The following is a 19,915-nucleotide window of genomic DNA, read 5'->3' on the forward strand; positions in this document are numbered from 1 at the left end:
TTATAAGAGGAATTAGACTATGACAGTTATCAATCAGCCTACCTGCACACTGTTTACCGATACTGAACGGTTCACCCAGCTGTCAGGCTATTACGAGGCAGAGCGACATACAGTCTGGATGATGTTGCGGGCTCAGCCACGTCCTTGCTTCAACCATGCGTTAATAGAGGAGATCATGAACCTTTCATGGCTCGTCCGCCAGTCTGGTTTTGCGGTCGATTTTTGGGTGACCGGATCGCTGGTGCCTGAGATGTACAATGTGGGCGGTGACCTGCAGTTTTTCGTCGAGTGCATTCAGCACAGTCGACGTGAAGCGTTACGGGCCTATGCGCGCGCCTGTGTCGATTGCGTGCATGCGGCCTCCCGGGGGTTTGATACGGGGGCCATCTCGCTGGCCATGGTCGAAGGCAGCGCGTTAGGGGGCGGGTTTGAGGCCGCTCTTGCGCACCATTTCGTTCTGGCGCAGCGCGATGCACGTTTAGGTTTTCCCGAGATTGCTTTTAACCTGTTTCCGGGCATGGGGGGATATTCCCTGGTAGCTCGCCGTTCAGGAATGAAGCTGGCTGAGGAACTCATCTACAAGGGGGAATCCCATACGGCGGAATGGTACGAACAACATGGCCTAGTGGATCTCCTGTTTGAACCCGGACAAAGCTATGTCTCCACACGAACCTTCATCGACACGCTACGGCCAAAACTGAATGGCGTAAGAGCGATGCTGCGCGCCCGTACGCGCGTTCTGCAATTGCCGCGCAGTGAATTAATGGACATCACGGAAGACTGGGTAGACGCGGCTTTCTGTCTGGAACCGAAAGATATCGCCTACATGGAGCGTCTGGTCATGCTGCAAAACCGCCATCACGCGGCGGGGTTGCGTAAAGCCAGTTAATGCTGTTTCCGCGCCTGATATCGTTTTAGCCATCGCTCGAATGCGGCAGCGGGCATCGGCTTAGCAAACAGAAAACCCTGCCGTTCGTTGACGCCGTTCTTGGTCAGAAAGGCGTCTTCTTTTGCATTTTCCACCCCTTCGGCAATCACCTGCAGGTTTAACGCCTGCGCCACCGCGACGATGGCGCGCACCAGAGACTGGGAGATGGACTGCTTGTGAATATCCCTGACGAACGATTGATCGAGTTTTATGGCGTCAATAGGGAAGCGGGCCAGCTGAGAAAGGGAGGAGTAGCCGGTACCAAAATCGTCGAGATGAATTTGCGCCCCCAGCCTGCTGAACTGCTGGATCACGGAGAGCGCCAGCTCTTCGTTCTCGATGAGACAGCTTTCGGTTAATTCGACGTCGACCGGGCAGTATTCAAAGTTCAGATCCTTCAGCGCCTGCTTTAAGTCGCTAAAGATAGTCTGGTCGGCCAGCTGACGCGCAGAGACGTTCACGGCCACGCGCAGGTTAATTCCCTTATCGCGCCATTTTGCCACCTGGCGAACCACATCCAGCATCACCCAGCGGCCCAGCGGCACAATCAACCCTGACTCCTCGGCATAAGAGATAAACTCCAGCGGCGGGATCAACCCGCGTTCGGGCGATTGCCAGCGGACCAACGCTTCAAGACTTCTGACCTCTCCGCGCCAGGTGATTTTAGGCTGGTAGTGGATCAGGAGCTGGTCGTTATCCAGCGCCTTACGCAGGTTGGTATCCAGCCAGAGATACTCAAACACGCGCTGGTTCATCTCGGGCGAGAAGACGCAGAACTTGCCCCGGCCATTCTCTTTAGCGGTGTACATGGCGGTATCGGCGTTACGAATGACGCTTTCCCGGTCGTTACCGTGCTGCGGGGCGAGGGCGATGCCCAGGGAACAGCCGGTGTAAATTTCGATCAAGCCGATTCGGAACGGCTGGCGCAGGCGGGTTAAAATGCGCGACGCCATCGCTTCCAGAGAGCCCTGAGAGGTATGGGTGGCCATGACGATAAACTCATCTCCGCCAAGTCGTGCCAGCACCTGTCCCTCATCCAGACAGCTCAAAATGGCGAGCGCCACAGCCTGTAACAGCTGATCGCCAAACATATGCCCGTAAGCGTCGTTGACCTTTTTAAAGTTATCCAGGTCGAGATACACCACGCCAACCTGCGTGTCGCCGCGGTGACTGATGGCGTCAGAGATCAGGTCGTGGATCGCATTGCGGTTTGGTAAGCCGGTGATGGTATCGGTATTGGCCAGCACGCGCAGCCGCTCCTGAGCGCGGCGTTCCTCGGTAATATCTGTACCGGAACAGATAAGGAAAATTTCATTTTTACCGCTGCCGCTGTGAACGAATTTGTTTCTGAACAGAAACAGTCGTTGCCCTTTACGCGTTTTGATCCAGCGTTCGACTTCGTAGGAGCTGCCGTTGCGGAAGAAACCGGTAATATTGCGCTTTGAGGCAGCCGCTTCGCTGCGGCTCATAAAGAGCTTAAACACGTTCTGGCCAATCACTTCTTGCTCTTTGAGGCCGGTATACTCTTCGCTCAGCCGGTTAAAACGCTGAATATTGCCGTTCTGATCGAGAATAACAATCACGGAGTTAGCCTCTGACACCACCTGTTCCGCAAAAGAGAGTCCCTGAGCCAGGTCGCGCGCCACGGAGGGCGTATCGTTCCAGGCGGAAGCCGTACCGGCCCACTCGTTACGGGTAATTTTACGGCCCACAAGGTGAACCGGGACATCTTCCCCGAATAACGAGAGCGTCATGGAAATGCTGGAGGTAATAACGGTTAAATGACGGATGAGATCGGCCTGATCGTCGTCCAGCGCAATCACCTGAGTGACATCGGCATTTTCACTGGCGGCAAGGTGCAGAGCGTTGCTGTCAGCTGACAAGCGCCACCATGGGCTGTGGGTTCCCATGTAGCGAAACAGCAAATTCTGCTCCAGATCGTCCATCATGTTTTCTCCCGCAGCTGTTCAGTAGCGCACCAATTATTCATTTGCAGTCGACTTTTCCGTTGAGAAGCAGCGGCAAAACCGAAGTGAACTTATTGTTTTTCCCTGAATTCTTATAATAAAACGAGTCAGATTTAAAAGGATACTGAGCGTATAAAAATTCACGTAACCGAATATAACAACACTCTTTTACTGTAGATAATTATGGCGAATTTGGGCGAGGGGAGACTGAAAATAGTAAGAAAAAATAATGATTTTGTGGCGGGGATAAAAAGAAAAATTGTCGGCCTTTCCGCAAAGGAAATGACCGACAATTGAACAGGTTATCAGGCGACAGGACGCGCGATAATACTGCGGGTTTCCATACGGACTTCAGCGATAGTGACGTCAATCACGTCGGTGACTTTGTAAACTGTTTCACCTTTAATTTGCACCGTACCGTTTTCCTGACTACAGACCATTTCATCACGAACAGCATGCAGGAATGGCGCAGGAATAAACGCGACAGCACCGTTATCGACCAGACGGACGCGCATTCCTCCGCGGCTAATATCAATGATCTCGGCGGCGAAACGGGTATCCGTACCGGCTTTATCCTGCAGGAAGCGCGCGTACAGCCAGTCGCCAACGTCACGTTCTGCCATGCGGTTCAGACGGCGACGATCGGCCATCTGCAGCGTGGTCTCCTCCTGAGGGCGGGCAACGGTTTCGCCTTTGATAATCGCTTTCAGCAGACGGTGGTTAACCATATCGCCATACTTACGGATCGGTGACGTCCAGGTCGCATAGGCTTCGAGGCCGAGACCAAAGTGCGGGCCAGGCTCGGTGCTGATTTCAGCGAAGGACTGGAAGCGACGAATGCGGCTGTCCAGGAAGCCCGATGGCTGCGCGTCCAGTTCGCGGCGAAGCTTGCAGAAGCCCGGCAGGGTCAGCACTTCTTCCGGATCGACGTGCACGTCGTGATTCTTCAGCAGGGCTGCCAGCGCTTCGGTATTCGCCGGGTCGAAGCCGGTATGAATGTTGTAAATGCCAAAGCCCAGCTTGTCGCGCAGCACGCGTGCGGCACAGATGTTGGCGGAAATCATCGCTTCTTCAACGATGCGGTTCGCAATGCGTCGCGGCTCGGCCACGATATCCAGCACTTCGCCTTTCTCACCCAGAACAAAGCGATAATCCGGGCGATCTTTGAACACCAGCGCATGGGTTTGACGCCACTCGCCGCGGTTCAGACAGATGCGATGCAGCAGACGGATCTGCGCGGCAATGGCGTCTGATTCTGGTTTCCAGCTACCGGTATTTTCCAGCCAGTCGGAGACGTTATCGTAGGCCAGCTTGGCTTTCGACTCGATGGTGGCAGCAAAGAACTCGATATCGTCTTCAATCGCGCCATCCGCGGCAATGGTCATGCGGCAGGCAAGGACCGGACGCACTTCATTCGGACGCAGCGAGCAGAGATCGTCTGACAGTTCACGCGGCAGCATTGGGATGTTGAAGCCCGGCAGGTAGTTCGTGAACGCACGGATTTTCGCCGTTTCGTCAAGCTTGCTGCCTTCAACAATCCAGGCGGTGGGATCGGCAATGGCAACGGTCAGGTGCAGTTTGCCGTCGGCGCTCTCTTCAGCGTAGAGCGCATCGTCCATATCTTCGGTGCTGGCGCTGTCGATGGTGACAAACTCCAGCGCGGTGAGATCGCGACGCGTCAGACCTTCGTCCTGCATCTCGGTTGCCACGCCGTTCGGCGCTTCTTTTTCAAGATTGTGGCGTGCCAGCGTAACCCACCATGGCACGAAATGATCGGCGCCAAAGGTAATGAACTGGGTCAGTTCCGCATAAAAACCGCGATCGCCCTTCAGAGGATGACGGCGCATTTCTGCTACGGCCCAGTCACCTTCTTTAAAATCATGCTCAACGCCACGGGCGGCGCGGCAGGGAATGGCATCTTTCAGCAGAGGATGATCCGGCACGATAGAAAGACGATCGTCTTTTCTCTGCACCTTGCCCACAAAGCGGGTCAGGAACGGTTCGATCAGTTCTTCCGGCTCGGCGGACTCACGTTCCTTTTCGGTATGAATGACGGCCATGACGCGGTCGCCATGCATCACTTTCTTCATCTGCGGTGGCGGAATAAAGTAGCTTTTCTGCGCGTCAACTTCAAGGAAGCCAAAGCCCTTTTCCGTGGCTTTTACGACCCCTTCTGCACGCGGCGTCTGGGAATGCAGTTGCTGTTTAAGCTGCGCTAGCAGCGGGTTGTCCTGAAACATAATGTTCTATTTTCGTAGCCATTGAGCGGCTGACAGTTTTACGCGATTCTCACTGTCTCAGCAAGGGGTCTTTGGGTAATGAGTGTGGTTATTCCTCTTTACCAAACGCCACTTTCAGACGATTAAGCCAGCCATCAAACGCACTTTGGGTAAGCAGCGTGATGGCATATTCGCCCTGGAATCCTTGATCCGTGAGCGGGGTAAACTGCGCGGCGCTGAAGCGGTCTGGCGAGCGGGTCAGCAGTTCGACCGCTGCCGAAAGTGCGGGTGACGTCTGCGGGATCTCCGCGCGGCTGTTTAACAGGAGTTCTCCGGTCAGGTCGAGCAGCGTCGGCTCATGACAAAGCACCGGCGTCAACGCCTCGAGCGCGGGTTCGGCCTGCCAGCGGGAGAGGGACTCCAGCTGATGCGCATTCGCATAGCGCAGTTCGACGACGGGTAAAAGCGGCATCCACGCATCGTGGCTCGCGGGAAGCGTGTGCGGCTGAATATGGTGCCCCGGCAACCAGCGAACAGGGTGTCCCAACAGCGCCTGAAAAATCGCGACCACGCGCGCCTGAAAACCGATAAAGCCGATAATCTGGTTAATCACCACGATGTCGTACGTGGACAGGCCCACCTCATCAAGCTGGTTCCGGGCTTTATCATCAATGACATCAGGTGAGCTGGCGAGCTGGCGGGCATACTGGGTGATCTGTGCCAGGCGGCGGTTGCTTTCGCGCGAGGAGTCCGGGCCGGGAAGCGGGGCGAGGAGGGCGGCGTAGTGGTTACAGAGCCGCTGAACGCCGCAGGCCTGAGCGACCGTTAGCGCGGTACTGAGCCGATCGTAAGCGCTGAGCGTATGCAGTCGGTTCACGGGAATTGAGAGCGGAAACAGCTGGTGGCATAAGGCTCTGGCAGGGGTAAGCCAGCCAGAACAGGCGGCGACAATCTCATCAGGCAGGGCTAAATCGAGCAAAAAACGATCGTCGACGTTAGCGGCTTCGGGCACCAGGGGCAGAACATCCGTCTGCGCGTGGTTTGACTGGGTTTCATGATACCAGTGGCCTTTGCCGGAAAAACGGCGTTGTTCCATGTGCGTTCCTTGATCTCAAAATGGCGATCAATATCCTGGCGTAAGGCAGATAAAGGGAAAAATATTGTTAGGTGATAACAAATAGCAGAACGGAATAACGAAGGGGTGACCCGGGGGGGGAAATACTCTCTTCCCGGGCGGGAAGAGAGTCACAGCTTATTTAATTTCCAGCTCGTTCATTGCAGCGATGTTGAAGCCGCCGTCAACGTGAACCACTTCGCCGGAGATACCCGCGGAAAGGTCAGAGCACAGGAATGCTGCAGAGTTACCCACATCTTCAATGGTAACAGTACGACGAATCGGGGTAACCGCTTCGCAGTGTGCCAGCATTTTACGGAAATCTTTAATACCGGAAGCGGCCAGGGTGCGAATTGGACCCGCAGAGATGGCGTTAACGCGCACGCCTTCAGGACCCATTGCGTTCGCCATGTAGCGTACGTTGGCTTCCAGAGACGCCTTAGCCAGACCCATTACGTTGTAGTTAGGGATAGCACGCTCAGCACCCAGGTAGGACAGGGTCAGCAGGGCTGCGCCCGGGTTCAGCATCGCGCGGCAGGATTTCGCCATCGCAACGAAGCTGTAGGAGCTGATGTCGTGCGCGATTTTGAAGCCATCACGGGTTACCGCGTTCACGTAGTCGCCGTCCAGCTGGTCGCCAGGCGCGAAGCCGATGGAGTGAACGAAACCGTCGAATTTCGGCCATGCTTTTGCCAGTTCAGCAAACATGCCGTCGATGCTTTCGTCTTGTGCAACGTCACATTCCAGAACAATGCTGGAACCCAGCTGCGCGGCAAACTCTTCAACACGGCCTTTCAGCTTGTCGTTCTGGTAGGTGAACGCCAGCTCAGCGCCTTCGCGATGCATTGCCTGTGCGATGCCGTATGCGATGGACAGTTTGCTGGCAACGCCAGTCACCAGAATGCGCTTACCGGAAAGAAAACCCATAGCTTTAATCCTTATATTCATTGCTTATTTTGCCTTGTAATTCATAGCGTTACAGGCAGTATTTCAAAATCATTCGAAATTAGCTCGAAATTATAGCCCACTCACGGCCCTTTGTGTCACGATATTTCTCGCACTTCTCCGAAGTCGCATGCCCCGAAGAATGCGCCGCGGACTCGCGGGGGCGCGAAATTTCAGCATTCGTCCAGTATATCACCCGGCAACAGCTTCGCCTCATCCAACCAGCGAGGAGGCGCGATCCTGCAAGGGTGTTCACGCTTTCCTGATGTTGCCGATGAAGCGCGCAATAACGATAAAGAAAACCGGTACGAAGAAGATCGCGAGAAGCGTACCGCTAATCATGCCGCCAAATACGCCGGTACCGATGGCATGCTGCGTACTGTCGCTTGCACCACTGGCCAGCATCAGAGGAACAACCCCTAAGGTAAAGGCTAACGATGTCATCAGAATGGGGCGCAGGCGCTGACTGGCGGCATGAATGGTCGCCGCCAGCAGGGGTTGCCCTTCGCGATGCAGCTGCCTGGCAAACTCCACAATCAGAATGGCGTTCTTGGCCGACAGGCCGATGAGCGTAATCAGACCCACCTTGAAGAAAACGTCATTCGTCATACCGGCAACAAACACCGCTATCACCGCGCCGATAAGGCCCAGTGGAACAACCAGCATGACCGCAAAAGGAATAGACCAGCTCTCATACAGGGCGGAGAGCACCATAAACACGACCAGTATCGACAGGGCGATCAGGCCCGGAAGCTGCGATTCCGATTTTTTCTCCTGCAACGAACTCCCGGCCCACTCACCCGCCATGCCCTGAGGCAGGCTCCTGGACAAGCCCTCCATGGCCTTCATTGCGGTGCCGCTGGATACGCCTGACGCCGCATTTCCGGTTATCCGTATAGCAGAATAACCCTGGTAGCGCGTCAACTGCTGCGGCGCAACGTTCCAGGAGATCGTCGCAAACGTTGATACCGGCACCATCTCACCCATCCGGTTTTTCACTGATAGTTTCAGTATCTGCTCAGGCTGCATTCGGTAAGGGGCATCGGCCTGAATAATCACCTGTTGAACGCGGCCGTTGTTGGTATAGTCGTTGACGTAATTTGAGCCCAGGGTGACGGAGAGCGTCTGGTTGATTTCATCGAATGAGACGCCCATCGCTTCCGCCTTTTCCCGGTCAACCTGGAGCGCAAGGCTGGTTCCTTCCGGCAGACCGTCTATATAGACATCGCTGAGTTCAGGGCGTTGATTAGCCTGCAAAACCAGCGCGTCGGCGGCCCTCTTTAGAGCCTCATAGCCCGCTCCCGCTCTGTCCTGAACGTACCATGTGAAGCCCGAGGAGGTGCCCATATCCGAAATGGCCGGCGGGAGCAGGCTCATTGTGACGGCATCAGTGACGTTCGTCATGCTGGCCTGTATGTGGTCGGCTTCATCCTGAGCCGTCGAGCCCTGCCGATTTTTCCAGTCCTTCAGCGTGGTGAAGGCCATAGCCGAATTCGGTCCTGAACCTGAAAAGCCAAACCCCAGGATCATAATGTTGCTTTCAATGTCCGGCCGGACCGCAATTTCCGCTTCAAATTTTTTGACCACGTCGAGGGTGCGCTGCATCGTGGCATCAGAAGGCAGCTGGATAGAGGACATAAAGTAGCCCTGATCTTCATCCGGCAGAAAGGACGACGGTAGCGAAGACAATCCAACAAACAGCGCCGTGCAAAGCGCAACGTACAGGAGCAGCATACGCCCGGTTCGCTTCAGAACGGCACCCAGCCCGGCTTCGTAACAGACGGTGAGCAAACGGAAGCGCGCGTTAAACCTGGCCGCGAACCTTCCACTTCCGCTCTTTCCTGCCTTGTGCGGCTTGAGTAACGTTGCGCACAGGGCAGGCGTTAGCGTCAGGGCTAGAAACGCGGACAGCAGTATGGAGACCGCCATAGAAATACAAAATTGTCGATAGATAATCCCGACCGAACCCTCAGCAAACCCCATGGGGATAAAGACGGCAGTCAGCACCAGCGTGATCCCGATAATCGCCGGGGCGATCTCCTGCATGGCCTGCCGGGTAGCGTCCCGTGGGGAGAGGCTTTTTTCCGCCATCAGTCGTTCGACGTTCTCCACAACCACAATGGCATCATCAACGATAATCCCTATCGCCAGCACCATGCCGAACATCGTCAGAATATTGATGGAGTATCCGCTCAATAACATCACCGTGAAGGTGCCAAGAAGTGCGACGGGAGCAACTATCGCCGGGATAAGCGTACAGCGTATCTTGTGCAGAAACAGAAGCATCACCAGGAAGACCAGGACCATCGCTTCGACAAATGTCTGAACCACCTTCATGATAGAAAGTTTCACAAACGGCGCGGTATCGAAGGGAACCGTAAACGCCATTCCTTCCGGTAACACCAGGGAAAGCTCGTCGATGCGCGCGCGTACGCCTGAAGCTGTACTCATTGCGTTGGCACCCGGCGACAGCTGGATTGCCGCCGCCGTTGCGGGCACACCATTTTCGCGGATACCGAAAGCGTAACTTTGCAGGCCGGACTCAACGCGCGCGACGTCGGACAGTTTCAGCCTCGCGCCCGATGCATCTGATTTCAGGGTAATGTTTCTGAACGCCTCTACCGAAGTGAGTTGCCCCTTCACGGTGATGGGATACGTTACGCCTTGTCCCGCAGATGCTGGTTCATCTCCCGTTTTGCCGGGCGAAACCAGGGCATTTTGCTGGCCAACAGCAGTAAGTACATCGCTCACCGAAAGGCCGTAGCTGTGGAGCTTCATCGGATCCAGCCAGATACGCAGCGCTTTTTCGCCGCCAAACAGCTGAACTTTCCCTACGCCGGGCACGCGACGAAGCTCGTCACTGACGTTTCGGGCAAAATAGTCGCTTAAGTCGGCTTCCTCGAATTGACCGCTGGTGGACTTCAGCCCCACCATCATTAAAAATCCAGAATTAGCGGCCTCGACGTTAATGCCGTTTTGTCTTACCGCCTGAGGAAGACGAGGCTCGACGATCTTAATCTGGTTCTGCAGATCCATCTGTGCCAGCTTGATGTCCGTGCCGGGTTTAAACGTGACGGTAATAGACGCCGAACCGGTTGTGTCGCTGGATGATTCGAAGTAGAGCAAATTATCTACGCCAGAGATTTCGCGTTCGATTAACGATACTACCGACGTATTCATGATATCGGGGCTGGCCCCCGGGTAACTGACGGAAATAATGATGCCCGGCGGTGCCACCGCCGGATACTGCGCAACCGGCAAACGAGGAATAGACAGGAGACCCGTCAGGACGATAAACAGCGCCACGACCCAGGCGAAAATAGGACGGTCAATAAAAAAATGAGGCATTGGTTTTTTTGTGCAAAATTGTGAGGTAGAAAGTCTACCGCGCACCTGTTTAGCAGAAGTGGGCGGTTTATGGAGGCCGTGTGGAGCAAGGGCTCAGATCATTCTCATAATGAGGTACAGCGGTGCTCCACCAAAAAAAATGATCAAATAACATTCATAGTAAAAGATCAGATCCTCAATATCGGGCATCGCGTTTAACAGCACGGTGAACGTAATAATGAGATAAACAAAAATCACCATCAGCCAGAAGGCGATGATAAGTAGCTCAATGAACGCGCCGGCTTTATTTTGTATGACCAGAGAAACCACTGACAATGCGATGCAGCCATAGATAAGGGGTGAAGAGAGCAGCGTCGAGGCGACTTTCTCATCTATTCTGTGTACCAGCACCAGCCAGGTATAAAGTAATCCCCACGACAGCAGCAGAAACAGGGAATATATACCCAGTTTTTTAGGAGAAAAACATTTAGAAAGTTCCATGTTCATTATTTCAGCCAACTTCATAAAATCTTTAAGAAACAGTGGTAATTTGCAGCCCGCAATGCACAACGCGTTATGCCTCATTAGCGATTTTGAACGGGCATTGTCGAGTCTTTATTGACTGAATGTGTAGGCTGTGTGGAGAAATAACCGGGCATTTAAATCAACCGGGAAATTTTCGTGACTACGGCACTTTTTCCCGGAGGCTGTGTCTTATTGTGCTCAAGATATCTGATAGCGTGCTTAAAGGGATTTCACCCGCGGAGATAATATGAACAAAAATACGCTGATCCTTGTTGTTGAAGATGAAGACGAAATCGCCGATATACTGATGAGCTACTTAGAGCGTTCGGGAATGAAAACGCTCAGGGCCAGGCAGGGCGAGCAGGCGATAACGCTCAATCGCCTCCATAAACCGGATCTCATCTTGCTGGACATTCACCTGCCCGTGTGTGACGGCTGGAGCGTGCTTACCACGCTTCGCCATGAAAGCGCTGTCCCCGTCATTATGGTTTCCGCTCTCGATCAGGACGTCGATAAACTTATGGGTCTGAGGCTCGGCGCGGATGATTACGTCATCAAACCCTTCAACCCTTCGGAAGTTGTCGCACGGGTTGAGGCGGTGCTGCGTAGAACAAAGCCTGCGCTTCAGCAGGCGGGGGCCCTGCCGCTCAGAACGCCATTCATTACGGTCTATCCGGATGATTTCTACGTGGAGGTTACTGCGGGGCCCGAGGTTATCTCCCCGGTCTTAACGACGACCGAATTTAAATTGCTTTCTTACCTGGTGCGGTATCCGCGCAAGGTCTGTTCCCGTGAAGAGTTGCTCAACGCGTGTTTGCCGGAAGGCGATACGCTCGACAGAACCGTCGACAGCCATATGAGCAAGCTGCGAAAAAAACTGGAGCTGGCCGGTCTTTATGGCGTTCCCGAGAGCATCAGGGGCATGGGTTACCGGCTTGGGGAAAAAAAATGAATAAAGAGTCTGTCCTGAGTCGTCAGATCTTAACGTATATGCTGTTGCTGACGTTTACGATAATTGCCATCGCCATATTGGGCTCCTGGTTTTTCTACTCCTTTATTCTGGATCATCTTCCCGGCGGCCCTGCTGCGGGCGATGACGAGCAGATGACGATGTGGGACTGGGTATGGATTGGGACCGCGACAACGATCAGCCTGATCATTGCCGTATTCTTTACGGTCAAACTTTCATCGCGAATACTCACCCCGCTAAACGCGGTCGCGTCCAGCCTGAAAAAAATTTCTCAGGGCGATCTGGACGCCAGGGCATTCTGTGCCAGTTCCCGGCTGGGAGAGATCAATCACCTGGTTACGGATTTCAATGAAATGGCAGAAAAGCTGCAAACGCTGGATATCCAGCGGAAATCCTGGAATGCTGCGATTGCGCATGAACTCAGAACCCCGGTCACCATTTTACGCGGAAGGCTTCAGGGGCTGGTTGACGGTGTGTTTACCCCGGACCCGGTGCTGTTTACTAACCTCCTCAAACAGACGGAAGGATTAACCCGTCTGATTGAAGATCTCCGGGTTATCAGTTCGGATGGCGGGGCAGGATACACGTTATACCAGGCCAGAACGGATCTGAAAGGGACAATACAGGATGCGCTCGATACCTTCATGCCCGAGTTCAACCGTAAGGCATTTACCGTCCATACCGAACTGAGGGAGCAGCAGTGCGCATTCGATCCCTTACGCATCAATCAGTGTCTGACCGTTTTATTTGACAATGCCTTACACTATTCCACCTCGCGCAAGCTCACCGTAAAAAATGGTGTTTCGGATAAAGGCAATTTTATCCTGATTCAGGATGGGGGACCGGGTATCCCCAGGGAGTTTCATGACTTCCTGTTTCAGCCCTTTCAGCGCGATAACGGCGCCAGACAGTTGAACCCGGAAGGCTGTGGTTTGGGCTTGTCGGTGGTAAAAGCCATCATGCTGGCGCATGGTGGCGATGTTACCTATACCTTATCAACGCAAAACCACTCGATATTTAAACTCACCTGGCCCGACTCGTGAGCGTCAGCGGCAGGTCAAATGTGCCTGCCGGCGGTAAATGCCATATTTTTCCTAGCTTAGCATCCCATTCCTGTGGGGTAATCGACAGTTTACCGCGTCTCGGGCTTAAGGTTATTTCACTGAAATAGATTTCATCTTTTTTTAGCATGAGGTCAACGCGGCAGTAGTCAATACCATCCGCCAGCTCCTGGGATGCCAGCAACGCTTGTCGGAACAAGGCCGGTTCGCCTGGCGCCAACGGTGTATTCGGATATTCCATCTGAAAGGGTTGTAAGTTCCAGTACCTGTCGTAAACGTTGATGAAACCTTTGCCGCTGTCATCCGTAAAATCCGCTTCAACATAGTGGGCAACGCCATGAAAGCAATGGATCCTCAGCATTTCGGGCGCGGTGTTCCTGTCTGCATCATCGAAGAGATCGACAAACGGTTCGCAAAGTATTTTTGGCGTAATGTTTTTGTACTGCCATTCGCGCGTGGTGTAGTACATATTTTTCTTTAACGCGAGACTGAGTTTTTTACACGCTTCCCTGACGTTAAATTGCGCTTTGTTCGTACATATTATTGTGCTGCCACTGTCATGGTTGCACTTAAGGACAAATTTTTCAGGGAGCGTCGAAAAATCAATCTGGGACACCTTGCTGTACACGCCAAGTAATGGCACCGTTTTCGCACGCGTTGTTCTGGAGGTTACGTATTCCCGAACGGCGAGTTTATCGGCAAGCAGGGTATAGACGTTATTGTGGTCATAGACCAGACGATGACATATTTTTTCACTCAACGTCGTGGGGGATTTAATGTCAGGGTGCTTCCCCGATTTCTTCTTGAGCCTCACAGTATGAAAGTACAGGTCCGTCATTAAAAATGAACGACATTTTCTGATGAGGTACTCGGTATATTTGAGAACGTAAGTGGCGTTGTTCATTTCTTCTCCTTCGTAATGTCCGGATATTCTGGAGAAGAACTGTTGATGTATTTTGCTGAGAATATGGAGCAGCAATGGAGATGAAAAAGTTAAGGATTAAACAGCGTGTTAAGGCTATTTAATCCTTATTATGCGATGCAACGTTTGTTTACCGATCTTTGCGCCACGCATCGGCCGTCAATGCTTCACCGAAATGCCCGGCTATCAGCCGTTTTGTCAGCTCGTGAAGCGGGGAGGCCATCACATCCGCCGTGCTGCCGCGTTCGACCACTTCACCCTGGTGCATAACCATCACCTGATCGCTGATGTGCTTCATCATCCCCAGATGCTGGGTGACGTAGATATACGAGATGCCCTGTTTTTCCTGCAGCTCCAGCATCAGGTTAATCAGCTGTGAACGCATCGACATATCCAGCGAGGCAAGCGCTTCGTCAGCAATGATCACTTTCGGGCGCAAAATCAACGCACGCGCCAGACCCAGACGCTGTTTCTGGCCGGGAGCCAGCATGTGCGGGTAGTAGCTTTCGTGGTCCGGTAATAGCCCAACCATGCGCAGTGTTTCGAAGATACGTTTGCGGCGCGCCTCGGGCTCCAGGTCGGTGTTCAGACGCAGCGGAAAATCGAGGATCTGCGAAATGCGCTGGCGCGGGTTGAGCGAGGTCGACGGATCCTGGAAGATCATGCGGATGCGCTGGCTGCGGAAAGAGTAATCCCCGAACGTGAGAGGGTGATCGTCAATCAATACTTCCCCAGCCGTAGGTTCAACCATGCCGGCGAGCATTTTCGCCAGGGTGGATTTTCCGGAACCGTTCTCGCCGATGATTGCCAGGGTCTGTTTTTCACGCAGGGTAAAGCTCAGCGGTTTTACCGCGTCGACAGTTTGACGATGAAACAGCCCCGTGCGGTAGCGAAAGGTCTTACTCAGGTTGCGGACTTCCAGCAAGGTTTCGACCATTTCACTCTCTCTCCATGTTCAGCGGGAAATGACAGGCGTAAAGATGATTTTTGGCCCCGGTCAGGCGTGGCGTCTCGATACATTTACGCTGTGCATACGGGCAACGTGGCCCCAGACGACAGCCTATCGGCAACGATTCCAGCAGCGGAATCGCCCCGGGCAGGGTATTCAGGCGGCTCTTATGCGGCATGGCGCTGCCAAAATCGGGAATAGCGCGGATTAGCGCCTGCGTATACGGGTGGTGCGGCGCGGTGATCAGGTCTTCACTCGGCGCGGTTTCGACCGTTTGTCCGCAGTACATCACGTCAATCTTATCCGCCCATTTACTGAGCATTTGCAGGTCATGGCTGATCAGCAAAATGGTGGTGTTGTTGTTTTGGTTGAGACGCGACAGCAGGCGGAAAATTTGCGCCTGCGTGGTGGGCTCCATCGCGTTCGTCGGTTCATCCGCAATCAGCAGTCGCGGCTGATTGGCCAGCGCGATGGCAATCATCACTTTCTGACATTCACCGTCGGTCAGCTCGTACGGGAAGCTGCGCATCGCATCTTTGTGATCTTTGATCCCGACGCGGTGTAAAAGCTCAATGGCGCGACGCTTGCGCCAGCCCACGCGCTGCCACCAGCGGCCTTTATAGGTCCAGCCGGGGATGTTCTGCATCAGCTGTTTGCCCACGCGCTCGGACGGGTCGAGACAGGACTGCGGCTCCTGGAAAATCATGGAGACGTTGTGCCCGACCAGTTTACGCCGCTCGCGGGGAGAGAGGCGCAGCAGGTCGATATCATCAAACCGCATACGGTCTGCGGTGACGCGCCAGTTATCTTTCGCCACGCCGCAGATGGCTTTGGCGATCAGGCTTTTGCCTGATCCGGATTCCCCCACCAGCCCGCGAATTTCACCCTCCGCGAGGGTGATGCTGATGCGATCGACGGCTTTAACCCAGCCTTCACCGGTTTTGAATTCAATGGTGAGGTTGCGAATATCAAGAAGCGGCATTATTGCACCCCCGCGTTAATTGCACGGCGAATACCGTCACCCAGCAGGTTGATCAGCAGCACGCTCACCATAATGGCCGCACCCGGCAGCATAACCGTCCACGGTGCCACGTAAATTAACTCCAGCGCGTCACCGAGCATCGCACCCCATTCGGGCGACGGCAGCTGCGCGCCGAGGTCGAGGAAGCCGAGCGCCGCAATGTCCAGAATCGCCATCGACAGGGCACGGGTGATCTCGGTGACCAGCCCGGACGCGATGTTAGGCAGCACGGCAAACCACAGGATATTGAAGGTGGTCGCGCCGTCCAGACGCGCAGCGACGACATACTCTTTTTCCAGCTCGTCATGCACCATGCTGTAAACCGAGCGCACGATGCGGGGCAGGATAGCCAGCCAGACGGCGAACATGGCATGCGACAGGTGCGGACCTGCAAAGGCAACCACAACGATCGCCAGCAGCAGTGACGGAATCGACAGCAGCGTATCCAGAATGTGGTTAAGCACCGCCGAGCGCAGGCCATGCGTGGATCCCGCAAAAATACCCAGCGCCAGCCCGCAGATCGTGGCCGCGAGCGTCACCACAAACGCGCCGCCCACCGTCGGGGCCGCACCGCTCAGCAGGCGGCTCAACACGTCACGTCCGAGGTCGTCCGTTCCCAGGAAGAAAGAGACCTCTCCGTAGCGCGACCAGGACGGCGGCAGCAGCTGATAGCCAAGGAACTGCTGGTCAATGCCGTACGGCGCAAACCAGGAGCCAAAGACACAGAGCAACACCAGACCGGCGCAGCCATAAAGGCCGATCATTGCCGTGGTATCACCATAGAATTTACGCCACACGGTACGCAGCACACCGGGCGTGCGCTTTTCACTGTATACGTTATCGTAGGGCATACCATTCCTTATGCTTCAATGGGTTGGCCATGGCACCCAGAATATCGGACAACACGTTAACAATAATCACCAGCGAACCAATCACCATCACCCCTGCGGAAATCGCGGCGTAGTCCTGCTGGCGGATAGCGTTAATAAGCCACCGCCCGAGGCCAGGCCAGCTAAAGACCATCTCGGTGATCATGGCCAGCGTGAGCATGGTGGAAAACTGTAATCCCAGACGCGGAATAACCGGCGGCAGCGCGTTGTGCAGGACGTTGCGGCGCAGGATGGTCAGGCGCGACAGTCCGCGTGTGGCGGCGGCTTTGACATAATTCTGGTCAAACACCTCGATGGTGCTCAGGCGCATCAGGCGGATCACTTCGGTTGTTGGCGCAACCGCCAGCGTCAGCACCGGCAATACCATATGGCGCAGGGCGCTGACGATCATCTCGTGACGCCACACCGAATCAGACAGCCACGCATCGATGATGGCAAAGCCCGTCACCGATTTAACCGTGTAGAGCAGGTCAAAACGGCCAGAAACCGGGAGCCAGCCCATTGTCAGCGAGAAGAAAAGCGTCAGCAGAAGCGCCAGCCAGAAAACCGGAATGGAGAAGCCGAGCAGGGCGAGGGCGCTAATAAACTTATCCTGCCATTTGTTGCGATATATCCCGGCCAGCATGCCCACGGGAATCCCGACCATCAGGGCAAACCCGAAGGCCAGAATGCACAGCTCCATCGTGGCCGGGAAAACCTCTTTCAACTGATCGGAAATAAGCTGCCCGTTAATGCTGGACACGCCGAAATCCCAGTGCAGCAGCCCGTTAAACCAGAAGAGCCAGGCATCCCACAGCGACGATCCCTGGAGCGGGGCGTGGGGCGTGAAATAGCTCAGGCTAAAGCCGACAAAGTTCAGGAAAAAGAGCGTCACCAGCAGCAACAGGAGCCGGCGCAAGGTAAAAATAATCATGGTTTTTTCACCTCTTGTTCTTTTTCACGCGACACGCCAGCGAACGAGGCGTTGCCAAACGGGCTCAGCACCAGGCCTTTAATATCATAGCGATACGCCTGAAGGCGCAGGGAAGAGGCCAGCGGCAGCACCGGGAGTTCCTGGGCAAGGATCTTCTGCGCTTCATCATAGGCGTCGATGCGCGAGGCCAGCTGTTGGGAAGCCAGCGCTTTTTGCAGCACGGTGTCAAACTCCCGGTTACACCAGTGGGCGTAGTTGGTCTGCGAGTTTATCGCCGCACAGCTCAGCAGCGGCCGGAAGAAGCTGTCCGGATCGTTACTGTCGGTCGCCCAGCCGGTGAGGGTTAAATCATGATTCATGTCCATCAGGCGCGCCTCCTGGAAACGGCCTTCAACCGGTACGATGATCACTTTGACGCCCACCTGCGCCATATCCGCCTGCAGCAGTTCGGCGGTCTTGAGCGGGCTCGGGTTCCACGCCTGGGAGCTGGTGGGCACCCAAAGCTGCAGCGTGAGGTTTTCTGCGCCTAGCGCTTTCAGCTGTTCACGTGCTTTTGCCGGATTGTATTCCGTAATTTTAGCCTCACCGTCGTAGGCCCACGAGGCGCGCGGTAAAATTGAGGCGGCGGTTTCCGCCGTACCGTAATAAATCGACTGCATCAGGCGCTGGTTGTTGATGGCCAGCGCAAGGGCGTGACGAACGGCAGGGTTATTCAACGGCGGCTTATCGGTGTTAAAGGCCAGATAGGCGATGTTCATCCCCGGACGTAGCGTCAGACGCAGGCGCGGATCGTCGCGCAAAATCGTGAGCTGGCTGGCGGCAGGCCAGGCAAGCACATCACATTCCCCGGTGAGCAGTTTTGACAGACGTCCCGTCCCGCCGGAACCCAGATCGACCACCACCTGCGGCATCAGCGGCGTACCCCGCCAGAAATGCTCGTGGCGCTGCAGACGAATATATTGCCCGGCGCGGTATTCGGCCAACTGGAACGGACCGGTGCCGACCGGCTGACGATCGAGCAGTTCCTGACGATCTTTTTTCGTCAGCTTCGCCGCGTATTCGGCCGACATGACGGACGCATAGTGGGTTGCCAGATGCCACAGGAATGAGGCATCCGGGCGCGTCAGCGTGAATTCAACCGTGCGGTTATCCAGCTTGCGCACGCTTTTCACGGTGTCGGCAAACTGCAGGCTGTCGAAATAGGGGAAATTGCTGCCGTTAACGTTATGCCACGGGTGATTGCGGTTGAAGATACGCTGGAAGGTGAAGACCACGTCATCCGCATTCAGCTTGCGCGAGGGGGTAAACCACGGCGTGCGCTGAAACACAACATCATCGCGCAGGTGAAAACGGTAGGTTGCGCCGTTATCCAGCACTTCCCAGCTTTCCGCAAGCTCGGGCACGAGACGGTAAGTGTACGGGTCTACATCAAGCAGACGATCGTAAAGCTGCGCGGCAAGGGTATCCACAATCAGGCCGCTGCCCGCTTTTTGCGGGTTGAAGGTATCCACCTGGCCGCTTACGCAATAGACGAAGCCGCTGTCACGAATGTCAGGCTGCTGCGTTTGCCCGGGCGCGGCAAAGGCCTGGCTGCTAAACAGACCAAGTGCAAAAAAGGATGATAAAACCAGACGCATAATTTTTAAGGTATTAAATATGAAGTGGCTATCCTACTAATTTTAAACGACATTATCCAGTATCGTTTAAGCCTGAGGGCATAATGGGGCAGTAACGTTTGCAGTCGGTCACTCAGCGTCACAACCCGATGCACTTTCATACCTGCAATCCACTTTGAATATACCTCATGGACTATCTTAGCATTTTCGTGGCGTATCTGACTCGCTATAAACGAAGGATTTAACCCGGCAGACAGGGTTTCGCAAAGTCGGTCGGTATAGTTACGTCTTCGCTGGGTAAAATGACAGGAATGCAGGGTACATTCCAGGTGCGATATCATTTTAATTGTAATATGTGTCTGATATATTATGATTTTTTACTAAAGTAAAACAAATTATGGCATTCAGACTACCCGCCAAACGCGAAGTGTTTGGGAAGGTGCGAATAAGCGGGGAAATTCTTCTCGGCTGACTCAGTCATTTCATTTCTTCATGTTTGAGCCGATTTTTTCTCCCGTAAATGCCTTGAATCAGCCTATTTAGACCGT

The 19,915-nt window shown here is 54.4% G+C and carries 15 protein-coding genes; 3 read left to right on the plus strand and 12 right to left on the minus strand.

Annotation, left to right across the window (positions count from 1 at the left end; translation table 11 throughout):
- Positions 1 to 19 precede the first annotated feature (19 nt).
- Positions 20 to 889, plus strand: a complete 870-nt coding sequence (locus FHC52_RS18960) for a crotonase/enoyl-CoA hydratase family protein (RefSeq protein WP_135346394.1) — start codon at positions 20 to 22, stop codon at positions 887 to 889.
- Here the strand turns inward: FHC52_RS18960 and pdeR are convergent.
- The 6 genes from pdeR to FHC52_RS18990 all read right to left on the minus strand — a co-directional run bounded on the left by pdeR (position 886) and on the right by FHC52_RS18990 (position 11,025).
- Positions 886 to 2,877 (minus strand): cyclic di-GMP phosphodiesterase, encoded by a 1,992-nt coding sequence (gene pdeR, locus FHC52_RS18965; RefSeq protein WP_021240293.1) that lies wholly within the window; start codon positions 2,875 to 2,877, stop codon positions 886 to 888. The two genes, FHC52_RS18960 and pdeR, sit on opposite strands and share 4 nt — an antisense overlap.
- Positions 2,878 to 3,200: 323 nt before the next feature.
- Positions 3,201 to 5,135 (minus strand): exoribonuclease II, encoded by a 1,935-nt coding sequence (locus tag FHC52_RS18970; RefSeq protein ID WP_220420199.1) that lies wholly within the window; start codon positions 5,133 to 5,135, stop codon positions 3,201 to 3,203.
- 88 nt (positions 5,136 to 5,223) lie between these two features.
- The gene (locus FHC52_RS18975) at positions 5,224 to 6,210 is read right to left on the minus strand and encodes a CMD domain-containing protein (RefSeq protein ID WP_220420200.1); all 987 of its coding nucleotides are present in this window, start codon (positions 6,208 to 6,210) and stop codon (positions 5,224 to 5,226) included.
- A gap of 156 nt (positions 6,211 to 6,366) precedes the next feature.
- The gene (fabI, locus tag FHC52_RS18980) at positions 6,367 to 7,155 is read right to left on the minus strand and encodes an enoyl-ACP reductase FabI (RefSeq protein WP_003856831.1); all 789 of its coding nucleotides are present in this window, start codon (positions 7,153 to 7,155) and stop codon (positions 6,367 to 6,369) included.
- Between the two features lie 270 nt (positions 7,156 to 7,425).
- Positions 7,426 to 10,521, minus strand: a complete 3,096-nt coding sequence (locus FHC52_RS18985; protein ID WP_220420201.1) for a multidrug efflux RND transporter permease subunit — start codon at positions 10,519 to 10,521, stop codon at positions 7,426 to 7,428.
- A 93-nt stretch (positions 10,522 to 10,614) separates the two neighbouring features.
- Entirely contained in the window at positions 10,615 to 11,025 is a 411-nt protein-coding gene (locus tag FHC52_RS18990; RefSeq protein WP_126288965.1) for a transporter, read from the minus strand.
- Positions 11,026 to 11,272: 247 nt separating this feature from the next.
- Here FHC52_RS18990 and FHC52_RS18995 point away from each other — a divergent pair, with 247 nt between their 5' ends.
- Together FHC52_RS18995 and FHC52_RS19000 are read left to right on the plus strand one after the other, a co-directional pair.
- Positions 11,273 to 11,977, plus strand: a complete 705-nt coding sequence (locus FHC52_RS18995; protein ID WP_008501224.1) for a response regulator — start codon at positions 11,273 to 11,275, stop codon at positions 11,975 to 11,977.
- Entirely contained in the window at positions 11,974 to 13,038 is a 1,065-nt protein-coding gene (locus tag FHC52_RS19000) for an ATP-binding protein (protein WP_049122302.1), read from the plus strand. The genes FHC52_RS18995 and FHC52_RS19000 overlap by 4 nt, the downstream gene beginning before the upstream one ends.
- Here FHC52_RS19000 and FHC52_RS19005 read toward each other — a convergent pair.
- The 6 genes from FHC52_RS19005 to sapA all read right to left on the minus strand — a co-directional run bounded on the left by FHC52_RS19005 (position 13,019) and on the right by sapA (position 19,388).
- Positions 13,019 to 13,960, minus strand: a complete 942-nt coding sequence (locus FHC52_RS19005) for an ATP-grasp fold amidoligase family protein (RefSeq protein ID WP_220420202.1) — start codon at positions 13,958 to 13,960, stop codon at positions 13,019 to 13,021. The genes FHC52_RS19000 and FHC52_RS19005 overlap by 20 nt on opposite strands.
- Positions 13,961 to 14,108: 148 nt before the next feature.
- Positions 14,109 to 14,915, minus strand: coding sequence for a putrescine export ABC transporter ATP-binding protein SapF (gene sapF, locus FHC52_RS19010; protein ID WP_008501227.1), 807 nt, complete (start codon positions 14,913 to 14,915; stop codon positions 14,109 to 14,111).
- A gap of 1 nt (position 14,916) precedes the next feature.
- A complete protein-coding gene (sapD, locus tag FHC52_RS19015) occupies positions 14,917 to 15,909 on the minus strand; it encodes a putrescine export ABC transporter ATP-binding protein SapD (protein WP_008501228.1) in 993 nt (330 codons plus the stop codon).
- Complete coding sequence (gene sapC, locus FHC52_RS19020; protein ID WP_025913072.1) at positions 15,909 to 16,799, minus strand: putrescine export ABC transporter permease SapC; 891 nt, start codon at positions 16,797 to 16,799, stop codon at positions 15,909 to 15,911. Before sapC ends, sapD begins: the two co-directional genes overlap by 1 nt.
- Positions 16,786 to 17,751, minus strand: a complete 966-nt coding sequence (gene sapB / locus FHC52_RS19025) for a putrescine export ABC transporter permease SapB (RefSeq protein ID WP_023616846.1) — start codon at positions 17,749 to 17,751, stop codon at positions 16,786 to 16,788. Before sapB ends, sapC begins: the two co-directional genes overlap by 14 nt.
- Entirely contained in the window at positions 17,748 to 19,388 is a 1,641-nt protein-coding gene (gene sapA / locus FHC52_RS19030) for an ABC transporter substrate-binding protein SapA (RefSeq protein WP_220420203.1), read from the minus strand. Before sapA ends, sapB begins: the two co-directional genes overlap by 4 nt.
- Between the last annotated feature and the right edge of the window lie 527 nt (positions 19,389 to 19,915).

Source organism: Enterobacter sp. EC_64 (assembly GCF_019584165.1).
Lineage (GTDB): Bacteria > Pseudomonadota > Gammaproteobacteria > Enterobacterales > Enterobacteriaceae > Enterobacter > Enterobacter roggenkampii.